Source organism: Aeromonas enteropelogenes, assembly GCF_000819845.1.
Taxonomy (GTDB): Bacteria; Pseudomonadota; Gammaproteobacteria; order Enterobacterales; family Aeromonadaceae; genus Aeromonas; species Aeromonas enteropelogenes.
In genome coordinates this window covers 185716-203085 of the sequence record NZ_CDCG01000004.1, presented here as the reverse complement: position 1 = coordinate 203085, position 17370 = coordinate 185716, and the positions used below count along the sequence as shown (strand labels likewise).

Here is a 17370-nt window from a genome sequence, read left to right as displayed (position 1 = left end):
CAGCTTGTCACTCACAATCCTTTACTCGGCAGGCTTGTGCTTGCGGCTGCCCTTGAGCTCGAGAAACTCGATGATCTTGCCCGCCACGTCCTTGCCGGAGGCAGCTTCCACCCCCTGCAGACCCGGGGAAGAGTTGACCTCCAGCACCAGCGGGCCGCGGGCTGAGCGCAGTATGTCTACGCCAGCCACATCCAGCCCCATGATCTTGGCGGCCTGCACCGCGGTGGCTCGCTCCTCCGGGGTGATCTTGATCGCCTCTGCGGTGCCGCCCCGGTGCAGGTTGGAGCGAAACTCCCCGGGCTGGGCCTGCCGGCGCATGGCCGCCACCACCTTGCCATTGACCACCAGGCAGCGGATGTCGGCGCCGTTGGCCTCGCGGATATACTCCTGCACCAGTATGTTGTTGTTGGTCTGGATAAAGGCCTCGATCACGCTCTCGGCGGCCTTCTGGGTCTCGCACAGCACCACGCCGATCCCCTGGGTGCCCTCCAACAGCTTCACCACCAGGGGGGCGCCGCCCACCATGGTGATAAGGTCGGGCACGTCATGGGTGCTGTGGGCATAGCCGGTCACTGGCAGGCCGACCCCGTGGCGAGACAACAGTTGCATGGCCCGTAGCTTGTCGCGGGAGCGGCTGATGGCCACCGAGCTGTTGAGGGCCAGGGTGTTCATCATCTCGAACTGGCGCAGCACGGCGGTGCCATAGGCGGTGATGCTGGCCCCGATCCGCGGGATCACGGCGTCATAACTCTCCAGCTCCCCCCCCTCGTAGTGAATGGAGGGGTTGTGGGAGGCGATGTTCATGTAACAACGCAGGGTGTCGAGCACCTCGACCTGGTGACCACGGGCCTGTGCCACCTCGACCAGACGGCGGGTGGAGTAGTTTTTCGGCTCACGGGATAAAATGGCGATCTTCATGACAATTCCGCTAGAAGGCAGTGCCTGGGCAGGATGGGGCGGGAGAGTATAAGGTGCCACAGCGCCAAGACAACGCCAATTGTTTCTCCTGACAACAAGACAAACCGCACACAGAGCTCACCGCTCAGCTCCTCGCCGCGACCATGGAAAACGACGGCTTCGGGCTGGCTGGTCCACCAGCCCGAGCATGCCGCCGTTTTTTGCCTGACGATCAGCCGGATTTCATCCGGCCTTTCACTCTTAGCCGATATTGGGGGCCAGCCAGCGCTGGGCCTCCTCCAGTGTCATCCCCTTGCGCACGGCGTAGTCCTCCACCTGATCGGGCTGGATCTGGGCCACCGCGAAGTACTTGCTGTCGGGGTGGGAGAAGTACCAGCCCGACACCGCCGCCCCCGGCCACATGGCGTAGGACTCGGTGAGCTGCATGCCGATAGCCTGCTCCACGTCCAGCAGCTCCCAGATGCTCCCCTTCTCGGTGTGCTCCGGACAGGCCGGGTAACCGGGGGCCGGGCGGATGCCACGGTAGTTCTCGCGAATGAGCTCCTCGTTGGAGAGCGCCTCGTCCGGGGCATAACCCCAGTGCACTTTGCGCACCTGCTCGTGCAGGTATTCGGCAAAGGCCTCGGCAAGACGGTCGCACACCGCCTGGATGAGGATGGCATTGTAGTCGTCGTGCTCGGCCTTGTAGGCCTTGGCGATGGCCTCCTCGCCGATGCCGCCGGTCACCGCAAAGGCGCCGATCCAGTCGGGCTTGCCGCTCTCCTTCGGCGCCACATAGTCCGCCAGACAGTAGTTGGGAAAGCCCTGCTTCTCGCTCTGCTGGCGCAGGTGGTGCAGCACTTTTTTCACTTCAGTGCGCGACTCGTCGGTGTAGACCTCGATGCTGTCCCCCACGGCGTTGGCGGGGAACAGGCCGACGATGCCGGCGCAGCGCACGCTCTGATCCTTTTCCAGCTGATCCAGCATGGCGTTGGCGTCGGCAAAGAGGCGCGTTGCCTCCTCCCCCACCACTTCATCTTCCAGAATGCGGGGGAACTTGCCCGCCAGCTCCCAGCTGAGGAAAAACGGCGTCCAGTCGATGTAGGGGCGCAGCACCGAGATGGGCACGTTCTCGAACTTCTGTACGCCGAGCTCCCGGGGCGCCGGCGGCTCATACCCCACCCAGTCCAGCTGATGGCGGTTGGCGCGGGCCTCCGCCAGCGTGATGGGGCGCGAGCGCGGCTGCTTGCGAGCGTGCTGCTCGCGGGCGATCTCGTACTCCTTGTCGATGCGGGCGACAAACGCCTCCTTGAGATCCGCACTTAATAGGCTCTGGGCCACCCCCACTGCGCGGGAGGCGTTGGAGACATAGACCACGGGCTCGGAGTAGTTCTGCTCTATCTTCACCGCGGTGTGGGCCTTGGAGGTGGTGGCGCCGCCGATGAGCAGCGGCAGTTTGAAGCCCTGGCGCTCCATCTCTTTCGCCACGTGCACCATCTCGTCCAGGGACGGGGTGATGAGGCCCGACAGGCCTATGATGTCGGCGTTCACCTCCCGCGCCGTCTTGAGAATGGTCTCGCAAGGCACCATGACCCCGAGGTCAACTATCTCGAAGTTGTTGCACTGCAGCACCACGCCGACGATGTTCTTGCCGATGTCGTGTACGTCCCCCTTCACGGTGGCGAGCACGATCTTGCCGTTGCTGGAGCCGCCGGACTTCTCCGCCTCGATATAGGGCTGCAGGTAGGCGACTGCCCGCTTCATGACCCGGGCCGACTTCACCACCTGGGGCAGGAACATCTTGCCGGCGCCGAACAGATCGCCCACCACATTCATGCCGTCCATCAGCGGCCCCTCGATGACGTGCAGCGGCCGCTCGGCCTGGGCGCGCGCCTCTTCGGTGTCCTCCTCGATGAAGTCGGTGATGCCCTTGACCAGGGCGTGTTCGAGCCGCTTGCCCACCGGCCAGCTGCGCCACTCCTGCTCCCGCGGATCTTCGGCCTGGGCGCCGGCACCGCGGTACTTCTCGGCGATGGCCAGCAGCTCTTCGGTGGCGTTGTCATTGAGGTTGAGCACCACCGCCTCGACCTTCTCTTTGAGCTCGGCCGGGATGTCTTCATAGATGGCGAGCTGGCCGGCGTTGACGATCCCCATGTCCATGCCGTTCTTGATGGCGTGGTAGAGGAAGACGGCGTGGATCGCTTCGCGCACCGGCTCGTTGCCCCTAAACGAGAAGGAGACGTTGGAGACGCCGCCGGAGATCATGGCGTGGGGCAGGTTATCCTTGATGTCCTTCACCGCGTCGATGAAGTCCACCGCGTAGTTGTTGTGCTCGTCGATGCCGGTCGCCACCGCGAAGATGTTGGGGTCGAAGATGATGTCTTCCGGCGGGAAGCCCACCTGATCCACCAGGATGCGGTAGGCGCGCTGGCAGATTTCGAACTTGCGGGCGCGGGTATCGGCCTGCCCCACCTCGTCAAACGCCATCACGATGACGGCGGCGCCGTAGCGGCGCAGCAGTTTCGCCTGCTCGATGAACTTGTCCACCCCCTCCTTCATGGAGATGGAGTTGACCACCGGCTTGCCCTGCACGCACTTGAGGCCGGCTTCCAGCACCTCCCACTTGGAGGAGTCGATCATCACGGGCACCCGGGCGATGTCCGGCTCACCGGCGATGAGGTTCAAGAAGCGCACCATGGCCGCCTCGGCGTCCAGCATCCCCTCGTCCATGTTGATGTCGATGATCTGGGCGCCGTTCTCCACCTGCTGCTTGGCGACATCCAGGGCCTCGTCGTAGAGCCCCTCCTTGATGAGCCGCTTGAACTTGGCCGAGCCGGTGACGTTGGTGCGCTCCCCCACGTTCACGAACATGGACTCCGCCGTGATGATGAGGGGCTCCAGGCCCGACAACCGGCAGGCCACCGGCAGATCCGGCAGGGCGCGGGGCTTGATGCCCGCCACCGCATCGCTCATGGCGCGAATATGGGCCGGGGTGGTGCCACAGCAGCCGCCCACCAGGTTGAGAAAGCCGCTTTGAGCCCACTCGCGGATATGGCCCGCCATCTCGGCGGTGTCGAGGTCGTACTCGCCGAAGGCGTTCGGCAGACCGGCGTTGGGGTGGGCGCTCACGAAGGTTTCGCTGATGCGGGAGAGCTCCTCCACGTACTGGCGCAGCTCATCTGGCCCAAGCGCGCAGTTGAGACCGAAGGAGACGGGTTTGACGTGGCGCAGCGAGTGGTAGAAGGCTTCGGTAGTCTGGCCGGAGAGAGTACGGCCGGAGGCGTCCGTGATGGTGCCGGAGATCATCACCGGCAGGCTGTAGCCCAGCGCCTCGAACACCAGGTCCACCGCGAAGGCGGCCGCCTTGGCGTTGAGGGTATCGAAGATGGTCTCGATCAGGATGATGTCGGCGCCGCCCTCAATGAGGGCATGGGTCGATTCGGTATAGGCGGCCACCAGCTGGTCATAGGTGACATTGCGCTTGCCGGGGTCGTTCACGTCCGGCGAGATGGAGGCGGTGCGGTTGGTGGGCCCCAGGACGCCTGCCACGAAGCGCGGCTTGTGGGGCTCTTTGGCGGTCCACTCGTCCGCCACGGTGCGGGCCAGGCGGGCCGCCTCCCGGTTGATCTCGGCAGAGAGATCCTCCATCTCGTAGTCGGCCATAGCGATACGGGTGGCGTTGAAGGTATTGGTCTCGAGGATATCGGCGCCGGCGGCGCAATACTGGTCGTGTATCTCGCGGATCACGGCGGGACGGGTCAGCACCAGCAGGTCGTTGTTGCCCTTGATGTCGGTGTGCCAGTCGGCGAAACGCTCGCCTCTATAGTCCGCCTCGCCGAGCTTGTAGCCCTGGATCATGGTGCCCATGGCCCCGTCGATGATCAGGATCCGCTCCTTGAGGCAGGTTTCCAGTTTCTTTGTTATGTCCGACTTCTGGTTCGGATCCCTACTTTGCCCACTCTTCGCCACGGCGCTTTCCTCTTACATCCATGCAACTGCGTAAGCAGCATCCTAACAGTAAACCTGGAAAATGGAAATCTAGCCGTCTATCAGTCCAAAATGGCCTTCATATACTCACTTGTGGGTAATGAGTAACATATGACCCGGGAGTACCCTATGGGCGTCCCGACAGGGATACGTGCTTGCTGTTTACAAACGAGAAAAAATAACTATGAGCGTCTACTACACACTCTGCTTCCTGGCAGCGTTGGCGATATTTATCGCCTTTGCCAACCAGTATGTCGTGAAGATCCAGACCACCATCGCCATCACCGCCGGTTCCATGCTGATCTCCGCGCTGATGGTGCTGTTCGGTAAACTGGGTTGGTTCAACCTGGAACCCCTTGCCGTCGAGACCATGAAGAGCATCGACTTCCAGAATTTCCTGCTCAAGGGGATCCTGGGCTTCCTGCTGTTCGCCGGAGGCCTTGGCATCAACCTCAAGGCGCTGCGCAGCCAGAAGTGGGAGATCACCATTCTGGCCATAGTCGCGACCCTGCTCTCCACCTTCCTCATCGGCTATGGCTTCTGGTTCATCGCCAAGCTGCTGGGCTGGGATGTGCCGCTGGTCTACTGCATGCTGTTCGGTGCCCTGATCTCCCCCACCGACCCGATCGCCGTGCTGGCCATCGTCAAGAAGATGAAGGCGCCGCCCCAGATCTCCATCCAGATCGAGGGGGAGTCCCTGTTCAATGACGGTGTGGGCCTCGTCATCTTCGCCACCGTGTTTGCCGTGGCATTTGGCGGCGTCGAGCCCACCTTCGGCAGCGTGGCGGGTCTGTTCCTGCATGAAGCCCTGGGTGGCATCCTGTTCGGTGCCGTGCTGGGGGTCATCGCCCACGTGATGATCAGCGCCACCGATGACGGCTCTCTGGAGCTGCTGCTGACCCTCTGCATCCCGACCGCTGGCTTCGCCTTTGCCAACATGATCGGTGTCTCCGGCGCTCTGGCCATGGTGGTGACCGGCATCATGATCGGCAACTGGACCCGCCACTCCGGCTTCTCCGAGCAGAGCCGCCATCACCTGGATCACTTCTGGGAGTTGATGGACCAGTTCCTCAACGCCCTGCTGTTCCTGCTGATCGGTCTGGCGCTGGTGCTGCTGGATCTCGCCTGGCGTGACTGGATCCTGCTAGTCATCGCGGTGCCGCTCTGCCTGGCTGCCCGCTTCATCAGCGTCTCCCTGCCCTATGTGGCCTTCCGCCGTTTCCGTACCTACAACACCTTCTCGGTGCGGATCCTCACCTGGGGCGGCCTGCGCGGCGGTCTGGCCATGGCGATGGCCCTGGCACTGCCGTCCGGCGTCATGATGCTCCCGGAGCACGGCGTCGACCTGCGCCAGGTCATCCTGGTGATGACCTACTCGGTGGTGATGTTCTCCATCGTGGTGCAGGGCATGACCATCACCCCGATGATCACCGCTGCCAAGCGGGCAAGCGGCGACTACTGATCGCCGCCTGCCGCCGGGTTTTGCGACCCACTGGCACGCTGATAAAAAAATCCGGCCCCTTTACGGGGCCGGATTTTTATTTGGGCGCGGATTGCCGATGCCCTCAACAAGCGACGGCGGGTACCGACCGGGGATTGGCGGCGTTCTGGTTCAGCTCCGCCCTGAACTGTCCAAGGGGGATCGGCCGGCCAAACAGATATCCCTGCTGATAGGTCACCCCTTTGGTCTTGAGGTATTGCGCCTGTGCCGGATGTTCTACCCCCTCGGCCACCAAGGAGAGACCGAGGCGGGAACCCAGGTCGATCACGTTGTCGACAATGTGCTCGGAGAGAGACTCGGTCCCGATACGGCTGATAAAGGACTTGTCGATCTTGAGGTAGTCCACCTGGAACTGCTGCAGATAACGCAGGCTGGAGTGGCCGGTGCCGAAGTCATCGATGGCCAGCCTGACCCCCAGCTCGTTGAGCCGTCTGAACAGCGACAGGGTCTGGGGATCGGCCACCAGCAGCTCCCGCTCGGTCAGCTCCAGCACCAGCACCACCTGGCCCGGCGCGAAATGATCGAGGAAGCGGCGACACTCGGCGAGCAACCCGGCCTCGCGGCAGTGGGCCGCACTGATGTTGAAGCTGATGTGAAATCCGTGGGGCACCTGCTGGCGCTCCATGCCCAGCTCCCGGGCCACCTCTTCCATGATCAGGGTTGTCATCGGCACTATGAGGCCACTCGCCTCCGCCTGGGGGATGAAGAGATCGGGGCGGATCAGCCCGGCCGTCGGATGTTGCCAGCGCATCAGTACCTCGGCCCCCATCACCCGCTCGCCATCCGACGCCACCAGGGGTTGCAGGTAGGGCACGAACTCCTTGTTGCGCAGGGCGCGTTCCAGCTCGCTGACGGGTGAGCGGGGCCGTCCCAGCAACCACCAGATCAGCAGGGCAAAAGTCAGGGAGATGCCTGCCAGCAGCAGGGCCCCCCAGCGCTTCTCCTGCCACAGGGAGAGCCAGAGCGATGAGATTTCGTGTCCCGCATAGATGGAGAGCGGATAGCGGGCGGAAGGGGTCTCGTGACTGGCCAGGGTGGGCAGGGCTACCTCCTTGTCGCTCAGCACTCCCTCGTCATCCAGCCACTGGCTCCCCACGTGGAGCAGCAGCTTGCAGGGGCGGCCGCTGATCACCAGCATGAAGCGCAGATAGTCGCCATCTATGGTGCTGACCGCCGCCCCCTGCTCCTTGTTGTCCCGCAGGATCAGCAAGGGGTGATCGGCACGCACCTGGCTACCCGACACCAGGCGCAGGCGCCCGTCGATGTAATTTTCCTGCCGATCGGGCCAGCGGATGGGACCAAACAGGGAGTTGCAGTAGGCCTCCTCCTCCCCCGCCAGATTGACGGTGCGCACGAAGGGCACCAGCGCTACCTGTTGGCGAAGGGCAAACAGGGCCCGTTCGCACGACTTGCCGAGGAAGGGCAGGATCGCCTGATTGGCCTCTTCCGCATGGGACAACATGGTTTCCATCAGGGAGACCGCCTGTTTGGCGGACTCCTCGGACTGGCGTTCCAGGGTCTGTATATGGCTGTTGTACAACATCCAGAGACCCAGGGAGAAAGGCAGTCCGAACAGCAGCAGGGTACAACCAAGGCGTAGCCAGGGACGGGAGAAATCCAGGTTGGGCAACGTCATCGACATAAGGGCACCATACAGCGAACATGGCGACCCAACATAACAGGCGATGCTGAACTCAGGCCTAACACGAACAAAGTTTGACCAAAATGGAGCCAAAACAGCCAGCCCACTCACCACTCTGGCCAGGGCCCTTTAACTGGCGTTCACGCTGCGCTTTTCCCGTGCAGTAACAGGCGAGCTGGCGGGGATATCCCCTGACTGCAGCTCTTCGCAAAATTGCGGCAACGGCATGGGGTGGGAGTAGAGGAATCCCTGCAGAAACTGGACCCCCTTGCTCCTGAGATAGGCGGCCTGCTGCTCTGTCTCGACCCCTTCCGCCACCAGGGCGAGACCAAGACGGCTCGCCAGATCGATCACGTTGTCGACTATGTGCTGGGAGAGGGACTCTGTGCCTATCCTGCGGATAAATGACTGATCTATCTTGAGATAATCCACATGAAACTGCTGCAGGTAACGCAGGCTGGAGTGACCTGTGCCAAAGTCGTCGATCGCCAGCCTGACCCCCATCTGATCCAGCTGCTGGAACAGGGAGATCGTCTGGTTATCCGCCACCAGCAGCTCCCGCTCGGTCAGCTCCAGCACCATCACCACCTTGCCGGGGGCAAAGTGATCGAGAAAAGTGCGGCATTCGCTGAGCAGGGAAAAGTCGTGGCAGTGGGCCGCACTGATGTTGAAACTGATATGAAAACCATCCGGCAGCTGCGTCTGTATCCGCCCCAACTGGTTCGCCACGCTTCTCATCATCTGGCTGGTCATGGGCACGATAAGGCCGGATTCCTCCGCCTGGGGAATGAAGAGATCGGGCCTGATCACTCCCTCGGTGGCATGATGCCAGCGCATCAGCACCTCCCCTCCCATCATGCTGCCGTCGTCACTGGCCACCTGCAGTTGCAGATAGGGGACGAATTCCCTGGCACGCAGGGCCCGTTTCAGCTCGTCATTGGGGGAACCCGGGCGGCCCAGCACCCACCACACCAGCCAGGCAAGCAACAAGGCGCTGGCAGCCAGTGACAACAACGCCAGCTGACGCGCCTCCCAGAGTGACTGCCAGTAGTGGGGAATGCTGTAGCCTGCGTAGATGGCAAAGGGGTAGCGGTCGGAGGAGAGCCTGAGGCTGGTACTGCGCTCCAGCCTGGGGGCATGGTCCAGATAGCGGCCAGACTCGTCGATGCTGGCCGAGCCCACCTGCAGAAACAGGACGTCGGGCTTGTCTCCCAGGGAGAGCATGAAACTGAGCAATGAGCTGTCGACGGCGCTGAGCGCGGCATCCCTGCCCTGTTCGGTGCGCACCACCAGTAGGGGGTGGTTCTGCCTAACCTTGTTGCCGCGCATCAGCAGCAACTTGCGATCGAGATAACGGGAGCCATCATCGACTTCGCTGACAGCCCCGAACAACGAGGTACAGCTGATCACTCCATCATTGACCAGGTTGACCGAGCGCAGGAAGGGCTCCACAGCTACTTTCTTGCGCAAGATCAGCAAATTACGTTCACAGGGGGTCGCTACAAACGGCAGCACTTCCCGGTTGACCTGTTCCGCACGATCCAGCACCTCTTCCATCAAGGTAATGGCCTTGTGTGCCGAAGCTCGGGAATCGGCTTTAAGATCATACAGATAGTTGCTGTGAACGATCCAGCCACCGACCAGCAGAGGGAGGGAGAACGCCAGCAGTGTGCTGCCGATGCGCAATCTGGTACGGGAGAGATCCAACCGGAAAAGAAACATAAAAAACCACGCCACAAGCTGTCAGGCCTGCCCAGGCAGACGCTGCACTAGACCAAGAGTCGGGTTACACAGGTAACGATGACACATCGCTACCGCTCATAACCGAATAACATAACGCAAAGCGTTTATAAAACGAACCGATGAAACTGTGACCAGATCACACTTGTACCAGCCGCTCCCGCAGCAAGAGGCCCCCATAGAAACGAATAATGCCGCGTCGGGACGCGGCATTATGGTTTATTTCCGATACGGACTCCGGCGAAGAGCGGTTATACCGCCTGCTGCAGGATCACCGCATCGGCCTTCTTGGTGTAGGAGGCGATCTCGTTGAAGTTGAGGTAGCGATAGGTATCGGCCGCGGTAGCGTCCAGCGCCTTGGCATACTGCAGGTACTCTTCTACGGTCGGGATCTTGCCGAGGATGGCGGCAACCGCAGCCAGTTCGGCAGAAGCCAGATAGACGTTGGCCCCCTTGCCCAGACGGTTCGGGAAGTTACGGGTGGAGGTGGAGACCACGGAGGCTCCTTCCGCTACCCGCGCCTGGTTGCCCATGCACAGGGAACAGCCGGGGATCTCGATGCGGGCACCGACCCGACCGAAGATGCCGTAGTAGCCCTCTTCGGTCAGCTGATCCTTGTCCATCTTGGTCGGCGGGGCGATCCACATGCGGGTCGGCAGCTCGCCCTGGTACTTCTCGAGCAGTTTGCCGGCGGCACGGAAGTGGCCGATGTTGGTCATGCAGGAGCCGATGAACACCTCGTCGATCTGGTCGCCAGCCACGCTGCTCAGCAGGCGGGCGTCGTCCGGATCGTTCGGTGCGCACAGGATCGGCTCCTTGATGGTGGCCAGATCGATCTCGATGATTTCGGCGTACTCGGCATCCTTGTCCGCTTCCATCAGGGTCGGGTTGGCCAGCCACTCTTCCATCCCCTTGATACGGCGGGTGATGGTGCGCACGTCGCCGTAGCCTTCGGAGAGCATCCACTTCAGCATCACGATGTTGGACTTCAGATACTCGATGATCGGCTCTTTATCCAGCTTGATGGTGCAACCGGCGGCGGAGCGCTCGGCGCTGGCGTCCGCCAGCTCGAACGCCTGCTCCACCTTGAGGGTCGGCAGACCTTCGATCTCGAGGATGCGGCCGGAGAAGATGTTCTTCTTGCCCGCTTTCTCGACCGTCAGCAGCCCCTTCTGGATGGCGGCATAAGGAATGGCGTGGACCAGGTCACGCAAGGTGATGCCCGGCTGCAGCTCGCCCTTGAAGCGCACCAGCACGGATTCCGGCATGTCCAGCGGCATCACGCCGGTGGCGGCGGCGAAGGCTACCAGACCGGAGCCCGCCGGGAAGGAGATCCCGATGGGGAAACGGGTGTGGGAGTCACCACCGGTACCCACGGTATCCGGCAGCAGCATACGGTTCAGCCAGGAGTGGATGACGCCGTCACCCGGACGCAGAGAGACACCGCCGCGGTTCATGATGAAGTCCGGCAGGGTGTGGTGGGTCTGCACGTCGATGGGCTTGGGATAAGCAGCGGTATGGCAGAAGGACTGCATGGTCAGGTCGGCGGAGAAGCCGAGGCAGGCCAGATCCTTCAACTCGTCGCGGGTCATCGGGCCCGTGGTGTCCTGGGAGCCGACGGTAGTCATCTTGGGTTCGCAGTAGGTACCCGGACGAATGCCCTGCACGCCGCACGCCTTGCCCACCATCTTCTGGGCCAAGGTGAAGCCCTTGCCGGTGTCGGCGACAGGTTGCGGACGACGGAACACGGTGGAGAACGGCAGACCCAGCGCTTCGCGGGCCTTGTCGGTCAGGCCGCGACCGATGATCAGCGGAATTCGGCCACCGGCGCGCACTTCGTCGATCAGCACGTCGGTTTTCAGTTCAAACTGGGCCAGCACTTCTTCGGTGCCGTGCTTGCAGATCTTGCCCTGGTACGGGTAGATGTCGATGACATCGCCCATCGCAAGCGCAGAGACGTCTACCTCGATGGGCAGGGCGCCGGCATCTTCCATGGTGTTGAAGAAGATGGGGGCAATCTTGCCGCCAAGGCAAACACCGCCGGCACGCTTGTTCGGCACGAACGGGATATCGTCGCCCATGAACCAGAGCACAGAGTTGGTGGCGGATTTGCGTGAAGAGCCGGTACCGACCACGTCACCCACATAGGCGAGCGGGAAACCTTTCTCTTTCAGCGCATCAATGGTCTTGACGGGGCCGACCACACCGTCTTTGTCCGGGGTAATGCCGGGACGGGCGTTTTTCAGCATGGCCAGGGCATGCAACGGAATGTCCGGGCGGGACCAGGCGTCCGGCGCCGGCGACAGGTCGTCGGTGTTGGTCTCGCCGGTCACCTTGAAGACGGTGACGGTGATCTTACCGGCCAGCTCGGGACGGGAGAGGAACCACTCGGCATCGGCCCAGGATTGCATCACCTGCTTGGCGTGGGCGTTGCCCGCCTTGGCCTTCTCTTCCACGTCGTGGAAGGAGTCGAACATCAGCAGGGTGTGGGAGAGGCCCTTGGCAGCAAGAGGGGCCAGCGTCGCGTCATCCAGCAGGTCGATCAGCGGCTGGATGTTGTAACCCCCCTGCATGGTACCGAGCAGATCGACGGCTTGCGCGGCAGTCAGGATGGGGGAATGGGCCTCGCCCTTGGCGACGGCGGTGAGGAAACCGGCCTTCACGTAAGCCGCTTCATCAACGCCAGGGGGAATTCGGGAGGACAACAGCTCTTTCAGAAAGTCTTCTTCGCCGGCGGGCGGATTCTTGAGCAACTCGACCAGGGCGGCGACTTGCTCAGCATCCAGAGGTTTGGCAACTATGCCCTCGGCGGCACGTTCTGCGACGTGTTTACGGTAAGTTTCAAGCACGACTAATTCCTCTTTGGTCTTTTTTTGGGGTTCGCCCACGCTCGCGGCGATCGTCCTTGCGGGACACCCTGTAGGGTGCTCCCCACTATATAAGTTTTAACGACTAATTAAAATCAAAACGCTGTTTACTTATTCACCGCAAACTCATAACCAATTAATCAGTCTCTGTTTTTTTGGAAATTTAAAAATCCGCCACAACCAGACTTAACAAATCAGCATCATTTTCGCATTATTCGAACGTACTGCCCAATTGCAGATAGAAGACATCATTGCCCCCCTCCGCCATGCCATAGCCGAGGAAGACGGGGCCGAGGAAGCTCTCCACCCCCACATAGACGGAGCCCGCGGTGAAGGAGCTCCCCATACCGATGTCCTTGCCCTTGTTCCAGACCCCGCCCTGCTCCAGGGAGCCCCCCAGGTAGAGCGGCATCCTGAATGCGCCGAAGTCGTTGTCGGCCACCCGATAGATGTAGCGCAGCCCGCCAAACAGGCTGTAGCGGCCGCTCAGCTGGTAACGCTGGAAGCCGGAGAGGCGGAATAGGCCACCCAGATCCTGGATGTGCAGGGGGACCGCCTCCTCGCTGCCGGAGCCCCCCCCTTCCAGTATCAGGTTGAGGCTGTGGCGATCCCAGGACCAGGGTTTGATCATGGAAAGGTGGTAGTTCCACCCCTCGCTGCGATCATTCAGATCCTCCGGCCCCTCGAAGTTGACGTGAGAGTGGCCCAGCTTGATGTCCCACTTGACCCCTTCATAGGGGAAATAGAGGCTGTCGAGGTTATCGTGCTCGAAACGCACATAAGGGCCCCAAGCCGTCGCATCCACGCTGTAATTCCTGAAGTTTTGCAGATCCACCTTGCCGGTCTGTCCCTCCAGGCCCATGGAGAGGCGGCTCCAGGGTTGGCGGTTCCAGCCGATGGCCAGATCCGCGCTGAAGAAGGAGTAGTCTGTATCGAGGTAGTTCAGGTCGATTTCGTCCGGCACCGGATTGAACAGACGACGGTCGGTCTGGTCATATGCCAGGCTGGCCTCGCCATAGAAGGTCTGGGAGGGCTCCAGCGGCGTATAGAAATCGGTCTTGATGTGCTTGGCCGTGCCCAGCGACGCCTCGGTCAGCCACTCGGCCCCCCAGTCGTTGACGTTGGTCAGGGTGTAGGACATGCCGACGTTGTAGTTGGAGGTGTTCTCGAAGTCATCGGTGAAGCCGAACTGGAAGTTGAGGTATCCCGGACCCCAGTTCTTCTCGCTGGCATCCACCACCAGCACGTTCTCCCCGTCCCGCTCCTCCACCTCGTAGGTGATGCGATCGAACGACTCCAGGGCATAGAGGCGGCGGATCCCCGCTTCCAGGCTCTCGTTGGTCTGGATCTTGTCGGGCCGTACCTTCAGCATGGCGCGTACCGTCTCGTCGGAGAGTCGCGACTTGTTGAGGATCTCCACCTTGTCGATGAAGTAGGCGGGCTGGCCGCTGCGCTCGGCGCGCCGACTCAGCTTGAGATTGCGGTAGTCATTGTACTCGGCCTTGCTCAGGGAGAGGCGTTCAAGCTGCGCCGATGCCTTGCCGGCCGTCGCCTCTCCTATCTTGATCCCCTCCGGCATGCGGCTGAAATCGGCGATCCCCATGTCGCCGAATTCGGGCACGAGCAGTATGTCCCCGGGCCCCAGCAACGCCTTCTGCTTCTCCGTGCCTACCTGGGTCATGTAGGTGGTGAGCTGATCGATCATGGCGAGCCCTGACTTGAGGGATTCCTTGGTGCGCAGCTTGGCACCGATATCCACCGCGATCACCACGTCGGCTCCCATCGCCTTGGCCACATCCACCGGCATGTTGTTGACGCTTCCCCCGTCCGCCAGGATATGCCCCTCCCACTCCACCGGCTTGAGCGCGCCGGGAATGGACATGGAGGCCTGCATCGCCTTGGCAAGGCTGCCATGATCCAGCACGAAGGGGGTCACCGTCTCCATGTCGGTCGCCATGGCGCGATAAGGGATGGGCAGATCGTCGAAGCTCTTCTGCACCGGCAGGTTGGAGGTGGCGTGACGCAGCAGGCTGGCCATGGACTGCCCCTGGAAGAAACCGTCCGGCAGCTGGGTGGTATCGCCGTTGACCCCGATATCGGTGCGCAGCTGGTACTGCTCGCTCTGCTGCTTCTTGCGCAGGGAGAGCTCGTTGCGGCCGACCTTGTCCTGATAGCCTTTGTTCCAGTCGATGGCGAGGGTGGTGCGCTCCACCTCCTCGGCGCTGAGCCCCATGGCGTACATCCCCGCCACATAGGAGCCCATGCTGGTACCCACGATGATGTCGACCGGGATCCGCTTCTCCTCCAGCACCTTGAGGATACCGATATGGGCCGAGCCCTTGGCCCCGCCCCCACTCAGTACCAGAGCGACCTTGGGGCGGCTCCCTTCGCTTGCCTGCACCAGCAGGGGGCAGAGAGCCAGGAGCAGCAGAAACAAACGGGTCCATCCCGCACGGAAGCAGCGCATCATATTTTCCATATCATTCAAGGGGGATTACTCACCAGGATTGGCCCCTACTATAAGGGCCGCTCCGATGATCGCAAACTGCATCCGCGTGTCAGGTGGTCACCAGTTCGCATCCTTGGTGCCATACGGGATTCGCCTCCTGTGAGCGCAAACGTAATCTGCGAATAAAGGTGTCCCTTGACTCAAGGGCATGGCCCCCTGGCCGCTAATATCAGCTCATCCCGTGTTCCTCCACCCGAGTCACTCTTATGCTTGCAAGCCTGACACTCAAACAGAAAATCCTGGCCACCATCACTCTGGCCGTCGTGCTCTCCTGCCTGCTGGTGGGTTACTTCAGCCAGCGCTCGGCCCAGCAGCTGATCGAGAAGCGGATGTTCGAGCAGGAGCTACCCAACCTGACCCAGCGGATCAGCAAGGAGATCGAACAGGATCTCAAGGGGATCGCCCAGGCGGCACGGCAGCTGGCCACCGATCGCTTCATCCTCGACTGGGTGGACAGGGGGATGCCCAAAGAGCAGGAACCCATCGTGATCAACCAGCTCAAGGACGTGGCCAGCCAGTATGGTCTGGTGACCGCCTCCTTCGCCGATCGCCAGAGCGCGGCCTACTACAACCAGGACGGCTTCCTGCGCAACCTGACGCCAACCCAGGATGCCTGGTTCTACGACTACACCAAGAGCCAGAAGGAGATGACTCTCAGCATCTTTCGCGAAAGCAACGGCGAGATGAAGCTGTTCGTCAACTTCCAGCAACTCGATGGCCGCGGCCTGGCCGGATTTGCCAAATCCCTTGATACCATGGTCGCCATGGTCTCCAGCTTCCGGCTTGAGCAAAGCGGCATCGTCTTCATAGTCGATGGCAGCGGCAAGGTGAAGCTGCACCCCAACGCCAGTCATATCGATCGCGATACCCTGGGCGCGCTGGTCAGCGGTGACAGTGCCAGCCTGCTCGCCAAGCGTCCCTTCGCCGTCATCAACGCCGAGGTGGACGGCCAACCCATGGTGCTGGCCAGCAGCTATATCCCCATGCTGGACTGGTATCTGGTCACCCAGGTGCCCCAGGCCGAGATCTATGCCGGGCTGGCCCAGACCCGCAACGAGATCCTGATGATCTCTCTCGTCATCGCGCTGGCCATGGGCGCCATGGGCATGCTGCTGGCGGGCTCGGTGAGCCGCCCGCTCAACGACCTGGCCGGGTTGTTCAAGGAGCTTGGCAGCGGCGATGGCGATCTGACCCGCCGCCTCAAGGTGGAAGGGCGGGATGAACTGGCCCAGGTGGCCAGTGGTTTCAACAACTTCGTGGCCAAGATCCACGCCTCCATCGAGCAGGTGGCCGACAACTCCCGCCAACTGGCCGCTACCGCCAACGAGGTGGCCGGCAAGGCGCAACTGACCCAGCACAACTGCACCGCCCAGCGCGACCGCACCGTGCAGGTGGCCACCGCCATCCACGAGATGGGGGCAACGGTGAGCGAGATCGCCGGCAATGCGTCGCTGGCGGCAGACGTGGCGAAACAGGCCAACGATCAGGCGGATGCGGGGGCCCAGGTGGTCGCCCAGGCCCGCCACGGCATCGTCGATCTCTCCGGCGAGATCGAGCAGGTGGCTGGCGTCATTGAATCCCTGGCCAGCCAGACCGACTCCATCGGCAGCATCCTCGACACCATCCGCAGCATCTCGGAGCAGACCAACCTGCTGGCCCTCAACGCCGCCATCGAGGCGGCCCGGGCCGGGGAACAGGGCCGCGGCTTCGCCGTGGTGGCCGACGAGGTGCGCAACCTCGCCAGCCGCTCCGCCGCCTCCACCGCGGAGATCCAGGAGATGATCAACCGGCTGCAGGAGCAGAGTGCCCGTGCGGTCAGCGCCATGGCCCGGGGCCGCAACCAGAGTCTGGAAGTGGTGAACCAGGCAGATGAGGCCAACGGAGCGCTCGGCCAGATCACTGCCCACATCACCCAGATCAGCGACATGAACATCCAGGTGGCCACCGCCACCGAGGAGCAGTCCAGCGTGGTCGGCGAGATCAACCGCAACGTGGAGGACATCAACCAGCTCACCATGGAGACCGCCGACATCGCTCATCAGCTGACCGAATCGAGTCGCAGCCTGCAGCAGCTATCCGGCCAGCTCGATAAACTGGTCGGCAGCTTCCGCCTGTGATGAGCATTGCGAGATTATTCGGGGGCGCCTTGGCGCCCTTTTTCATGGTCGCGCCATACCATGACGCAGCCCTCTCGCCCTCTCTGCTCCAAAGGCCGGAAATGCCTCAT

8 protein-coding genes are annotated in these 17370 nt (G+C 62.0%); 2 read left to right on the top strand and 6 right to left on the bottom strand.

Annotation, left to right across the window (positions count from 1 at the left end; genetic code table 11):
• Window positions 1-21: 21 nt before the first annotated feature.
• A complete protein-coding gene (gene rimK / locus BN1123_RS02200; RefSeq protein WP_042025107.1) occupies window positions 22-918 on the bottom strand; it encodes a 30S ribosomal protein S6--L-glutamate ligase in 897 nt (298 codons plus the stop codon).
• Between the two features lie 240 nt (window positions 919-1158).
• Window positions 1159-4866, bottom strand: coding sequence for a methionine synthase (gene metH / locus BN1123_RS02195; protein ID WP_042025106.1), 3708 nt, complete (start codon window positions 4864-4866; stop codon window positions 1159-1161).
• A gap of 202 nt (window positions 4867-5068) precedes the next feature.
• On the opposite strand from metH, the gene BN1123_RS02190 reads away from it, so the two are divergent.
• Window positions 5069-6346, top strand: coding sequence for a cation:proton antiporter (locus BN1123_RS02190; protein ID WP_026456942.1), 1278 nt, complete (start codon window positions 5069-5071; stop codon window positions 6344-6346).
• A gap of 103 nt (window positions 6347-6449) precedes the next feature.
• Here BN1123_RS02190 and BN1123_RS02185 read toward each other — a convergent pair whose 3' ends face one another.
• From BN1123_RS02185 to BN1123_RS02170, 4 genes are all read right to left on the bottom strand, one after another.
• A complete protein-coding gene (locus BN1123_RS02185; RefSeq protein WP_082037446.1) occupies window positions 6450-8027 on the bottom strand; it encodes an EAL domain-containing protein in 1578 nt (525 codons plus the stop codon).
• Window positions 8028-8156: 129 nt separating this feature from the next.
• Entirely contained in the window at window positions 8157-9749 is a 1593-nt protein-coding gene (locus BN1123_RS02180) for an EAL domain-containing protein (protein ID WP_042025105.1), read from the bottom strand.
• Window positions 9750-10018: 269 nt separating this feature from the next.
• Entirely contained in the window at window positions 10019-12616 is a 2598-nt protein-coding gene (gene acnB / locus BN1123_RS02175) for a bifunctional aconitate hydratase 2/2-methylisocitrate dehydratase (protein WP_042025177.1), read from the bottom strand.
• A 229-nt stretch (window positions 12617-12845) separates the two neighbouring features.
• Complete coding sequence (locus BN1123_RS02170) at window positions 12846-15101, bottom strand: patatin-like phospholipase family protein (RefSeq protein WP_042025104.1); 2256 nt, start codon at window positions 15099-15101, stop codon at window positions 12846-12848.
• Window positions 15102-15349: 248 nt separating this feature from the next.
• On the opposite strand from BN1123_RS02170, the gene BN1123_RS02165 reads away from it, so the two are divergent.
• On the top strand, window positions 15350-17260 hold the full coding sequence (locus BN1123_RS02165) for a methyl-accepting chemotaxis protein (RefSeq protein WP_042025102.1): 1911 nt from the start codon (window positions 15350-15352) through the stop codon (window positions 17258-17260).
• The last annotated feature ends 110 nt before the right edge of the window (window positions 17261-17370 follow it).

Excerpts from the sequence above, each read along its gene's own strand:
- BN1123_RS02165 (WP_042025102.1), top strand. The coding sequence starts at position 15,350 with ATGCTTGCAAGCCTGACACTCAAACAGAAAATCCTGGCCACCATCACT.
- BN1123_RS02190 (WP_026456942.1), top strand. The coding sequence starts at position 5,069 with ATGAGCGTCTACTACACACTCTGCTTCCTGGCAGCGTTGGCGATATTT.
- BN1123_RS02180 (WP_042025105.1), bottom strand. The coding sequence starts at position 9,749 with ATGTTTCTTTTCCGGTTGGATCTCTCCCGTACCAGATTGCGCATCGGC.
- rimK (WP_042025107.1), bottom strand. The coding sequence starts at position 918 with ATGAAGATCGCCATTTTATCCCGTGAGCCGAAAAACTACTCCACCCGC.
- BN1123_RS02185 (WP_082037446.1), bottom strand. The coding sequence starts at position 8,027 with ATGTCGATGACGTTGCCCAACCTGGATTTCTCCCGTCCCTGGCTACGC.
- BN1123_RS02170 (WP_042025104.1), bottom strand. The coding sequence starts at position 15,101 with ATGCGCTGCTTCCGTGCGGGATGGACCCGTTTGTTTCTGCTGCTCCTG.